This window comes from Nocardia flavorosea NBRC 108225 (assembly GCF_001613385.1).
GTDB classification, from domain to species: domain Bacteria; phylum Actinomycetota; class Actinomycetes; order Mycobacteriales; family Mycobacteriaceae; genus Nocardia; species Nocardia flavorosea.
In genome coordinates this window covers 378,974-390,070 of sequence record NZ_BDCG01000013.1, presented here as the reverse complement: position 1 = coordinate 390,070, position 11,097 = coordinate 378,974, and the positions used below count along the sequence as shown (strand labels likewise).

The 11,097-nt window shown below is 65.1% G+C and carries 12 protein-coding genes; 4 read left to right on the top strand and 8 right to left on the bottom strand.

The genetic code is table 11. The annotated features are described in order from the left end of the window. Positions 1-244 precede the first annotated feature (244 nt). Together NFL01S_RS17705 and NFL01S_RS17700 are read left to right on the top strand one after the other, a co-directional pair. On the top strand, positions 245-1,042 hold the full coding sequence (locus tag NFL01S_RS17705) for an HAD family hydrolase (RefSeq protein ID WP_062976708.1): 798 nt from the start codon (positions 245-247) through the stop codon (positions 1,040-1,042). A 507-nt stretch (positions 1,043-1,549) separates the two neighbouring features. Further along, positions 1,550-1,969 (top strand): pyridoxamine 5'-phosphate oxidase family protein, encoded by a 420-nt coding sequence (locus tag NFL01S_RS17700; RefSeq protein WP_174555697.1) that lies wholly within the window; start codon positions 1,550-1,552, stop codon positions 1,967-1,969. 283 nt (positions 1,970-2,252) lie between these two features. Here the strand turns inward: NFL01S_RS17700 and NFL01S_RS17695 are convergent, their stop codons facing one another. Next, positions 2,253-2,456, bottom strand: a complete 204-nt coding sequence (locus tag NFL01S_RS17695) for a hypothetical protein (RefSeq protein WP_157116624.1) — start codon at positions 2,454-2,456, stop codon at positions 2,253-2,255. 98 nt (positions 2,457-2,554) lie between these two features. Next, positions 2,555-2,818, bottom strand: a complete 264-nt coding sequence (locus NFL01S_RS35545) for a hypothetical protein (RefSeq protein WP_157116623.1) — start codon at positions 2,816-2,818, stop codon at positions 2,555-2,557. 314 nt (positions 2,819-3,132) lie between these two features. Between NFL01S_RS35545 and NFL01S_RS17690 the strand changes: the two genes are divergently transcribed. Both NFL01S_RS17690 and NFL01S_RS17685 read left to right on the top strand, forming a co-directional pair. Further along, positions 3,133-4,452 carry an NsdA family TPR-like regulatory protein gene (locus NFL01S_RS17690; RefSeq protein WP_503826395.1) on the top strand — a complete coding sequence of 440 codons (1,320 nt, stop codon included), beginning with the start codon at positions 3,133-3,135 and terminating at the stop codon, positions 4,450-4,452. 74 nt (positions 4,453-4,526) lie between these two features. Next, the gene (locus tag NFL01S_RS17685; RefSeq protein WP_062976590.1) at positions 4,527-4,820 is read left to right on the top strand and encodes an MTH1187 family thiamine-binding protein; all 294 of its coding nucleotides are present in this window, start codon (positions 4,527-4,529) and stop codon (positions 4,818-4,820) included. A 77-nt stretch (positions 4,821-4,897) separates the two neighbouring features. Here the strand turns inward: NFL01S_RS17685 and NFL01S_RS17680 are convergent, their stop codons facing one another. The 6 genes from NFL01S_RS17680 to NFL01S_RS17655 form a co-directional block, all read right to left on the bottom strand. Beyond that, the gene (locus tag NFL01S_RS17680) at positions 4,898-5,380 is read right to left on the bottom strand and encodes an NUDIX hydrolase (RefSeq protein ID WP_062976704.1); all 483 of its coding nucleotides are present in this window, start codon (positions 5,378-5,380) and stop codon (positions 4,898-4,900) included. Positions 5,381-5,474: 94 nt separating this feature from the next. Further along, positions 5,475-6,221: a sirohydrochlorin chelatase gene (locus tag NFL01S_RS17675; protein WP_062976588.1), complete on the bottom strand. Its 747-nt coding sequence runs from the start codon at positions 6,219-6,221 to the stop codon at positions 5,475-5,477. Beyond that, entirely contained in the window at positions 6,221-7,549 is a 1,329-nt protein-coding gene (locus NFL01S_RS17670; protein ID WP_062976587.1) for a sulfate adenylyltransferase subunit 1, read from the bottom strand. Before NFL01S_RS17670 ends, NFL01S_RS17675 begins: the two co-directional genes overlap by 1 nt. A 1-nt stretch (position 7,550) precedes the next feature. Next, positions 7,551-8,498: a sulfate adenylyltransferase subunit CysD gene (cysD, locus tag NFL01S_RS17665; protein ID WP_174555696.1), complete on the bottom strand. Its 948-nt coding sequence runs from the start codon at positions 8,496-8,498 to the stop codon at positions 7,551-7,553. Beyond that, positions 8,477-9,241, bottom strand: a complete 765-nt coding sequence (locus NFL01S_RS17660) for a phosphoadenylyl-sulfate reductase (RefSeq protein WP_157116619.1) — start codon at positions 9,239-9,241, stop codon at positions 8,477-8,479. Before NFL01S_RS17660 ends, cysD begins: the two co-directional genes overlap by 22 nt. Further along, complete coding sequence (locus tag NFL01S_RS17655; protein WP_062976583.1) at positions 9,238-10,986, bottom strand: nitrite/sulfite reductase; 1,749 nt, start codon at positions 10,984-10,986, stop codon at positions 9,238-9,240. Before NFL01S_RS17655 ends, NFL01S_RS17660 begins: the two co-directional genes overlap by 4 nt. Between the last annotated feature and the right edge of the window lie 111 nt (positions 10,987-11,097).

Sequence of the window (11,097 nt, the reverse complement as noted above, 5' to 3'; positions counted from 1 at the left end):
AATTCCGGAGGTTTCGGAGGGGGCGGGTTCGGCGGCTCCGACAACTGACCGCACGGCCGACGCGCGAAGAATCTGCCGGTCCCCGCGATGGAGCGGATTCATGTCGTGATCGTGGCGGTCTCACCGGCGAGCACTGCGACGCGTAACCGAGTGCAGGAAACCGGTGGTCGATCAGCGAGGTAGTTGCCGGATCGGATAACGAAATCCGGTGCCGGGGAACCCGGTCCACGGGAGAATCGAGAAGGTGGATGTAGACAGGGAGCCACCGCGGCTGATTGCACTGGATGTCGACGGTACATTGCTGAAAACCGGTGCGCCGGTGACCGATCGGGTGGCGGCAACAGTTCGGTCGGCCGTTGCGGCCGGAGCGCATGTCGTGGTGAGTACCGGGCGGACCGTGGTGAGCACCCGGCCGGTACTCGCCGAACTGGGTCTCGTACGGGGGCACGCCGTCTGCTCGAACGGGGCTGTCCATATCGATATCGAAGCGGCCGAGCCGACCGCGGTGCACACCTTCGATCCGCGGCCGGCGGTGACGGCGTTGCGGGATCTTTTCCCCGATATGATTTTCACCGCGGAGCAGGTGGGGTCGGGTTTCTGGGCGACCGGAATGAGTCCCGGCGAGTACTACGCCGGCGGGGAATACCTGGTGGTCGACCACCACACCCTGTGCAGCGTGCCCACACCCCGGCTGAACTGCTGGTGGCCCGAGGGCTCGGTCACCGAGATGCGCAGTCTCCTGGAAACCCTTGCCGTTCCGGATATCAGCTGGGTCTACGGTGAGTTCGGCCCATGGCTCACGATTTCCCGCCGCGGAGTGTCCAAAGGCTGGGCGCTGGAGCAGTTGCGCCGGGCACTGAACATTCCACGCGAAGCCACGCTGGCCATCGGGGACGGGTTCAACGACCGGGAAATGTTCGCCTGGGCCGGGCATTCCGTCGCCATGGCGAACGCCCCCGTCGAACTGCACGCAATTGTCGACGAGGTGACCGCCGATGTCACCGCCGACGGAGTGGCCGCCGTCCTGGAACGCTGGTTCTGAACAAAATCATCGGCCGACGGCGCCTCCGTGGAATCGCAGCTCGGGCTGCGATCAGTAGTTCACGAGTGGTCCGGCGCGGCGGTGGGCCCCCGGCGAAGTGGTCCAGGCTGAACCTGAGACACACTATGGCCGGTATCCCTGCGGCGCATCAATACGGTATCTGCGGCTCGGATGCCAGTTCGGCCGTATGACCATGGAGACGACGCTTGTAGACTTGCCGGAGTCGTCGCCGATGCTCTCGGCTACCACGACAAAGCCACCCGCGCCGCTGCCCACGCTGCGGCTTCTGGACCCGCTACGCCTCCGTCCCACGGGCCCGGCCCGCAAACCGTCCGGCCGGGCACCACGAACTCGCGACAGTTCATTACCAGGCCCTGCCAGTCTCGATCCGACGCGATCTCGCACGCCTGGCCGTTGATGGCCGAGACGACCGAAATCTCGGGAATATCCCGGGTACTGCTTGCGGTTACCCGGGGTCAGTATCACCGATCAGGGGAGAGCTGCCCGATGCCGACGATGACAAGAGCGGAACGAGAAGCGTTCCTGGCCGACCTCCATGTGGGGGTGATCGCGATCGAGCGTCCCGCGCGTGCGCCGCTCGCAGTACCGATTTGGTACGCGTACGAGCCCGGTGGGGAATTGCTCATCTGGATCGAAACCGGTTCGGTGAAGGCTCGGTGCATCCGGGACGCGGGACGTTTCTCGCTGACAGCGCAGGATGAGCATCCCCCCTATCGGTATGTCACGGTCGAAGGAGAGGTATCCAGCATAGAGCCCGCCAGCGCGGAGATCGCACTGCTGATCGCCGTCCGGTACCTCGGAAAAGAAGCGGGTGCGGAGTACGTCGAACAGAACCTCACCGCTGAGACAGTCGTCGTCCGGATGCGTCCGCAGCGGTGGCTGAGTTTGGATCCGTCGCGGCAGTAGCCGGTTCTACGGCCAGGTCACGTGGTCACCGATCGCGACCACCCTCCCTTCGCATCCCGTAACCGGAGACGGAATGATCGCCGTCTTCCTGCACCCGGTACGCAGATCCCACGGTGTAGTGCAGATGTCCGCTTCCGCTGGCAGCGAGCCGACCGGCCCGGTCGTGCACGTCGGGTTGTGCGTGGCCCCGTCTGCCGCAGGTGATCGTGGAAGCCGGGGTATCGTTCACATACCGAAGTCTGCCACCAAGGTTGGTTTGTACTGCCGGCTTTCAGCCACGGCATCACCGATCCTGTTGGCCGCCCTGCCGATGAATCCGGCCATCGGCCGCGATGACCTCCGCAAGTGCAATGACAGGCCGCCATTGCCGATCGTTCGCAACCATTGTGGTGAGATGCGGAATCATCAATACCTCGGCGTTGTGCTCGATAATGTGTTGCGCGGCGATCATGGCGGCGAGTTTCGATGATTCGGTGTCGGTGAGCACCGAATAGACGACCTCGAGAGCGTACCGAGTTGCCAGGCAGTGGATTTCGCGACTCGAGGTGTCCGGCCGACACAACACCACGGCGCGCCGCAGTGCCGTCATGGGCGTGCCTGCTGGGTGTAGCGGACAGCCAGGTCGTAGCGTGGGCAGCGGTGACCGCTGTGCACACCCATCACCTGATGTGCGTGCGCGTACCCATGTATCGGCTCTTGCGACCTGCACCCGGCGGGGTGGTCGAGTGCTCGGAGACCGGCAGCGATTCGCTCCATCAGCCCACGATTGCAGTTGTGCCAGATCCGGAGTGTGGTGGCCATGGCCTGGTTGTAAGGTACCCGGACGGGCAGCGGGGGTATTTCTGTCATGGGGAGACCTCGTTGTGTCGTTGATTTCATTGCGGTGGTGAGCAACAGAGCCGCACCCGGTTACCCCGGGTACGCCCCGGTTCGCAGGTTGGATCAGAAAGCTATTCGTCGCGTCGAGCCAGTTGCCGCGACCAACCGAGGTAACGGCGATGGTTTGAGATTCACACGCTGGCAGGGCTTTTCACCAGGTCGAGAAATGCCTTGTTTCCGCCCCCGCGAAATCGGGGCGTAATACGAGGGGTTGACAACCGGGCCCTCCTTGGCCGGACAATCGGTCGGCAGGGTGAGCGCATCGTGCCGAATGGTCAGGGGTGATGGAGCGAATGTCTAATTCGAGATTCGAGCGGCGTATCGGCGAATCCGGGTGGACGCAGGCTCGTCTGGCGGACCTGATCAACGATCTGGTCAGAATCAGCACCGGCAGTTCGGGCACCTACACCGAAGAATCGATCAGGAAACTGCTGCGGGGAAACCACACCTGGCCGCGCAAGCCCTACCGCGATGCTCTCTGCAATCTATTCGACTGCACGCCGTCGGAACTGGGGTTCTATAACTCCCGTGCCCGGCGCTGCGGCGGTCCCAGTGCCGCAGACGCCGAGGTCGGGCGCCAGGACTTTCTACGTGGTGTGGCAGCGCTACCTGTTGCCGCCGCATTGCTCGACATCCGTCAGTTGATAGTCGAACCAGCGTCGGAAAGTCCGCCACCGTGGGTGGGAATGGAACACGTCGAGCAGGTCACCGGATGGGCCGCGCTGTTCAGGCAGGCGGACGACGCCGGACTGGGGGCGATCGCAGGCATGGCTGCACAGATGCAGGTCGCTACTGGGTACTTGGACGCTAGGATGACGCCCCACGTGGAGATTGGGATGAGGGTGTCGGTAGCGACGTTCTACCGGGTCGCAGGGTGGGCCTATTACGACCGCGGTGACCACGTCCGTGCCCGCAGTATCTTCGACCGCGCGTTGAGTATGGTCGCGGTGGAGGGCGAGTGGTGGGTACGAGCAGCGATTCTTACCTGCATGGCCCGGCAATCCATCTACCGCGGCTATCTCGAGGACGCACTGGACAGCCTCGGTATGGCATCGATTCGCGCAGACAAACTGTCGATGTTGCGTCGCGCCGATATTGCCGCAGTGCGGGCTCGTGTGTTCGGCCGCCAAGGGAACCGACGCGAGTGCCTACGTGCGGTCGCCGAGGCCGAACAATACTTCGCTGAGGCCCGAAACGAGGACCACCCCGACACCTACCACGAGGGATTCCGGGACTACTACACCGAGAACCTGCTCGCTACCGACGTGGCGCACGGTCTTTTCGAACTGGCCTTGACTCGGGGAGTCGAGGTACCTGCCACCGTCACGCGCCTCAACAGAGCGCAAGATCTATCGAGCCGGCACGCACGATCGCGCCTGTTGAGCACCGCACAGCTCGCAGCACTTCACCTGCGTCGGGGAGATGTCGATGAGGGCGCCGCGCTTGCCACTGAAGTCGTCGACTGCGCCGGCGGAACCACTTCCCGGCGAATCGTGCAAGGCATCAGCAGAATCCACGGGCTGACGGACGACCCCAGGATCAAGAAGCTCAGCTCGGTGTCCGAACTACGTCAGAAAAGCCGCGAATTCCTGCGTACTGTGTAAATCGCGCGTCGCAGCGACAACCTCGGCGGTGCCCTGCAACACCGCCGACGAACCGGTCAGACAAGGAGACCCCCGTGCTCGCAGCCTTCTCGATTACTCCGGTCGGCGATGGAGAAAGCGTCGGCGAACAGGTTGCCGCTGCCGTTCAGGTCATCCGCGCCAGCGGGCTGCCGTCCCGAACCGCCGCATCCTTCACTGAACTGGAAGGTGAATGGGATGAGGTGATGGAGGTGATCAAGCACGCCACCGATGCGGTACTGGCCGTTTCGAACCGGGCCAGCATCATCATCAAGGCCGATATCCGTCCGGGTCACACCAACACCCTCAACGAAAAGCTTGAATCGGTGGAGCGTCACCTGATGTCATGATCCCAGCGCCGCGGATTCCGGGCTGATCTATACCGTGCAACCGGAGTCTGAAGCCTTCGGCTTCGAACACACGATGGTTAAGCCGCATACTTGCCGAAAGCCTCGATGCTATCGGGTACGAAGGGCCACTGCCGCAGCGCTTCTCTCAGCTCGGCCTCCGACAGCCAGCCATACCAACCGATCTCCGTCGGATCCGGAACTACATGCCGGTCGATGACCGCCTCGTGAACACCCAGCCAATAGGGTGCGATCGCCCCCTGGCACAGAAACTTCAGGACGAACCGGGTCCGGCCACGGACACGGAGTTCCTCGGTGAGTTCACGGCCGGCCGCTTCCTCATAGGACTCGCCGACAGCGACCGCGCCGCCGATCAACCAGTTGTAATAACCGGGAAACCGCGAACTGTCCTCCGGACGCCGATGCACAAAGACCCGCCCCTCACCATCACGGCACACCACGGTTGCCACCCGATGCAGCCATCCGGCCCGGATAGCCTCGTCCCGGTCGACTACACCGAGAACTCGGTCATGCTCGTCAACACGTTCCACCAATTCGGTCACGAACCCCACGATGCCGCATTTCCGCGACCAGAGAGCTGCCCCCAGCACGCCGAACCCGCGACAGTTGATTACGCGGCATCACCAGCCGGACCCTTCAGGCCGAGAGGGGCAGGTTTCGGGTGGCTGCGGCGTCGTAGCGGTTCCACACGACCTCGGCGAGGAGGGGCTCCGGGCCCAGTACCGCGGCGTGTGGGAGGGTGGGGGCTTCGGCGAGTAGCCGGTCGGTGAGCAGGCCGGGCGCCAGGAACCAGGGGGCCACCAGTAGGTTTTCCGCGCCGCGCGCACGTAGCCGCTGTATCGCGTCTGTCAGCGATGGCTGCGTGGTGGCGAAGCATATCTCCGTCGGGTGGCCGGTCTGCGCGGCGAATCGGCGGGCCAGGCGGGCGGTGCTGCGGTTGGCGACCGCCGAGGACGACCCGACCGCGGCGAGTGCGATTCCCACTCGGTCGTGCAGCGGGTTCCAGCCGCGGGCCGCGAATGCCGCGCGAACCCGGTTGTCCAGCACCCAGACCAGGCGTGGATCGGCGCCCAGGACATCGGCCTGGGTCGCCTGTAGTCGTGGATGCCGGGCCGTTGCCGCTGCCAGTAGGCCGGGAAGATCGACCCGAGCGTGGAAGGCACTGCCGAGCAGCAGCGGAACCACAACGGCGTGGGTTTGCCCGGATTCGGCCACCGCATCCAGTACCTGACCGACCGAGGGTGCGTTCAGGTCCAGGAACGCCAGACGCGCGGACGCCTCCGGGCGGGCCGCGCGGACCTGGTCCATGAGCGCGGCGACGGTGGCGGCGGACCGGGGATCCCGGCTGCCGTGCGCCACCGCGACCAGCGTGGGGGCCGGCATCAGGCCTCGGTTCCGACCTCTACCGCGCTGAGAACATCCCCGACCAGCCCGGCAGCGAGGGTGTTGCCGCCCGCGGGGTCGATGAGCAGGAAGCTGCCGGTGTGCCGGTTGGTGCGGTAGTCGTCGGTCGCGATCGGTTCGGCGACGCGTATCGAGATGCGACCGATATCGTTGAGGGACAACGATTCCGGGTTCGGATCGGCGATCAGGCGCTGTTCGTCGAAGCGCTCGGTGAGCGTACCCACGATGGCCTGCGTGGTCCGGGTGCCGTGTTTGAGCAGCAGCCGCGCACCGGGGCGCAGCGGTTTGTCGCCGAGCCAGCAGACGGTGGCATCGAAGGTATCGACCGGCTCCGGGGCATCGCCGGGGGAGGCGATGGTATCGCCGCGGGAGATATCGACCTCGTCGGCCAGGATCAGCGTGACACTACGCCCGGCTTGCGCGACCGCGAGCTCCCCGTCAGGAGTGTCGATCCGCTCCACGGTGGTGCGGATACCGGAGGGCAGCACTACGACCTCGTCGCCCGGTGCCACCGAACCCGCCGCGATCTGACCCGCATATCCGCGGTAGTCGGGGTATTCGGGAGTGCGCGGCCGGATCACGTATTGCACCGGAAACCGCAGGCCCACCGCGTGGCTTCCGGAGTTGTCCGCGTCCACGGGCACCGATTCGAGATGCTCGATCAGCGACGGGCCGCTGTAGTACGGGGTTTCATCGGAGCGGGTGGCGATATTGTCTCCGCGCAGCGCGGAGACCGGGATCTCCAGCACATCCTCCTCCGCCCAGCCGAGTGTGCGGGTGAGATGCGAGAACTCGGCGGAGATTTCGGCGAAAACCTTGCCGGCCGCGGCCTGCCGGGCCTGTTCGCTGGGCTCGTCGACACCGATGAGATCGATCTTGTTCACGGCCAGCACCAGTTTCGGCACCCCGAGCAGCGCCAGCACCGCGGCGTGGCGGCGGGTCTGCTCGATCACGCCTTTGCGGGCGTCCACCAGCAGGATCACCAGCTGTGCGGTGGATGCGCCGGACACGGTGTTGCGGGTGTACTGGACATGTCCGGGGGTATCGGCCAGGACGAACGAACGTTTCGGTGTCGCGAAATACCGGTAGGCGACATCGATGGTGATGCCCTGTTCGCGTTCGGCGCGCAGACCGTCCACCAGCAGCGAGAGGTCGGGGGTGGACAGACCCTTGTCCACCGACGCCCGGGTCACCGCGTCGATCTGGTCGGCGAGAACGGACTTGGTGTCGTAGAGCAGACGTCCGACCAGGGTGGACTTGCCGTCGTCGACAGAACCGGCGGTGGCCAGCCTCAATAGGTCGGACATATCAGAAATAACCCTCTCGTTTACGGTCTTCCATGGCGGCTTCCGAGACCCGGTCGTCGCCACGGGTGGCGCCGCGTTCGGTCAGCCGGGAGGCGGCGACCTCGGCCAGAATGGCCTCGTTATCGGCAGCGTCGGACAGGATGGCGCCGGTGGTGGAACCGTCGCCGACGGTGCGGTACCGCACCGAACGGGTCTCCAGGACCTCGTCCTCACGCGGGCCGCCCCAGCTACCGGGGGTCATCCACATACCGTCGCGCTGATACACCGGCCGCTGGTGCGCGTAGTAGATGGTGGCCAGTTCTACGTTCTCGCGGGCGATATAACGCCAGATATCGAGTTCGGTCCAGTTCGACAGCGGGAACACCCGCACATGTTCGCCCGGTGCGTGCCGCCCGTTGTACAGGTTCCACAGTTCGGGCCGCTGCCGTTTCGGATCCCACTGCCCGAAGGCGTTGCGCAGGGAGAAGATCCGCTCCTTGGCGCGGGAACGTTCCTCGTCGCGGCGGCCGCCGCCGAACACCGCGTCGAACCGGTTCTCGCTGATCGCGTCCAGCAGCGGGACGGTCTGCAGCGGGTTGCGGATACCATCGGCGCGTTCGGTGAGACGGCCGTCGGCGATATAGTCCTCCACGGCGGCCACATGCAGCCGCAGGCCGTACTTCTCGACCACATGATCGCGGAATTCGAGCACCTCGGGCAGGTTGTGCCCGGTGTCCACATGCAGCAGCGCGAACGGCAGCGGCGCCGGCCAGAAGGCCTTCAGCGCCAGATGCAACAGGACAGTGGAGTCCTTACCGCCGGAGAACAGGATCACCGGCCGTTCGAATTCACCCGCGACCTCACGGAAGATATGGATGGCTTCCGATTCCAGCGCGGCCAGGGTGTCGAAATCCGAGAGGCCGACAGAACGTTCGGTGATTACGTCGGTCATGATGCGTGCAACCCACATTCGGTTTTGGCGAGCCCGGCCCAGCGGCCGCTTCGCGGATCGGAACCCGGCTCCGGCTTCCGTGTGCACGGAGCGCAGCCGATGGACGGATACCCCTCCTCCACCAGGGGATTGACGAGAATCGAATGCTTTTCGATGTAGTCCTGCATCTCGTCGTCGGACCACGGCGCGATCGGGTTGATCTTCACCAGCCCGAAACCCTCGTCGAAGGAGATCAGCGGAGCGTTCGCGCGGGTGGGGGCCTCCACCCGGCGGATACCGGTGACCCAGGCGTTGTAGGGGGCCAGCGAATTACGCAGCGGCACCACCTTGCGCAGCCGGCAGCATTCCCCGGCGTCGCGGGCGAACAGGTCCTTACCCAATAGTGCGTCCTGCTCGTCGACGGTGTGTTCGGGGCGCACATTCACCACGTTCACTCCATATACCGCTTCCACCGCGTCACGGGTACCCATGGTTTCGGCGAAGTGGTAGCCGGTGTCGAGGAACAGCACATCCACGCCCGGCCGCACCTGGGCCGCCAGCTGCACCAGCACCCCGTCCTGCATATTCGACGCGACGATATAGCCGCTGCCGAAGTTCTCGTCGGTCCAGCGCAGCAGCTCCGCGGCCGTCGCGTCCGGGCCGAGTTCGGCGGCCCCGCGTTCGGCCAGCGCCCGGAGTTCGTCGGCGCCCAGTTTGGCAGGCAACTGCTTCTGCTCGGTTGTCACAGTGGGTTCTCCCGTCACCACGCTTGCGGGTTTCATCGCAGATCGGCTTCCTCGGCGCGAACAGCCCACTGCGCGAACCGTTCACCGCCCTCGCGGAGTTTGACGAAGTTGCGCACCACGCGCTCGATGTAATCGCCCAGTTCGGCGCTGGTCACCTTGTGCTGGCGTAGTTTGCGGCCGAAACTGCTGTCGAGACCGAGGCTGCCACCCAGATGAACCTGGTAGCCCTCGACCTGATTCCCGTCGCCGTCGTCCACCAACTGGCCCTTGAACCCGATATCGGCGATCTGGGACCGGCCGCAGGAGTTCGGGCAGCCGTTGATATTGATCGTGATCGGCACATCGAGTTCGGCGTTGATATCGGCGAGCCGCTGTTCGAGCTCCGGCGCCAGCACCTGCGACCGCTTCCGGGTCTCGACGAAGGACAGTTTGCAGAATTCGATGCCGCTGCAGGCCAGCAGATTGCGCCGCCACACCGAGGGCCGCGCTTGCAAGCCCAGCGGTTCCAGTTCGGCGATCAGCTGCTCGACCTTGTCGTCGGCGATATCGAGAACAACGATCTTCTGGTACGGCGTGAAGCGGATCCGGTCTGCGCCGGCCCGTTCCACCGCATCGGCAACTTTCGTGAGGATCGTGCCGGAGACCCGGCCCGCGATGGGGGAGAAGCCCACGGCGTTGAGCCCGTTGCGCAGCCTCTGCACGCCGACGTGGTCGATCGGCCGGCTCGGCTGCTCCGGCGCCGGGCCGTCGATCAGCTTCCGCTTCAGGAACTCGTCCTCGAGAACCTGCCGGAACTTCTCGATACCCCAGTCCTTGATGAGGAACTTCAGCCGTGCCTTGGTGCGCAACCGGCGGTAGCCGTAGTCGCGGAACAGGCTGACGACGGCTTCCCAGACCTCGGGCACTTCGTCCAGCGGTACCCACGCACCCACCCGCTGCGCCAGCATCGGGTTGGTGGACAGCCCGCCGCCGACCCACAGATCCAGGCCCGGCCCGTGCTCGGGATGGTTCACGCCGATGAACGCGACATCGTTGATCTCGTGCACCACGTCCTGCTGGCCGGAGATCGCGGTCTTGAACTTGCGCGGCAGGTTGGAGTACTCCGGCTTGCCGATGTAGCGGCGGACGATCTCGTCCAGCGCGGGCGTGGGGTCGATGATCTCGTCCAGCGATTCACCGGCCAGCGGGGAGCCGAGCACCACACGCGGGCAGTCGCCGCACGCTTCGGTGGTCTGCAGGCCCACCGATTCGATCCGCCGCCAGATCTCCGGAACGTTCTCGATCTCGATCCAGTGGTACTGGATGTTCTCCCGGTCCGAGATATCGGCGGTATCGCGGCCGAATTCGGTGGAAATTCCGCCGAGGGTGCGTAACTGTGCGACGTTCAGTGCGCCACCGTCGCAGCGGATCCGCATCATGAAGTATTCGGCTTCGAGCAGGTCGATGTTCTCGTCACCGGTCCAGGTGCCGTCGTAACCCTGCTCACGCTGGGTGTACAGGCCCCACCAGCGGAAACGCCCGCGGAGATCGCCCTTGTCGATGCTGTCGAACCCGTTCTTGGCGTAGATGTTCTCGATCCGGGCCCGGACGTTGAGCGGATTGTCGTCCTTCTTGGACTGCTCGTTCGGGTTCAGCGGCTCCCGGTAGCCGAGCGCCCACTGGCCTTCGGCGCGGCGGCGCACCGGTTTACCGGTGCGGGCGCGAGTGGGGCGTGCGGGCGTCTCGCCTTTTGCCGGGGTCTCGGCCTTCGCGGGGGTGGCGGCGTCGGTACTCGACGTCATGAAGTCGCTCCTGCTGGGTATGGCTTGGGTCCGTGCTGAGGGCGCGAGGGGCTGACTCGCACCCGCGGTATCAGCAGGCCGAAATCCTCGAATCGGGGAAGATCACCGGAA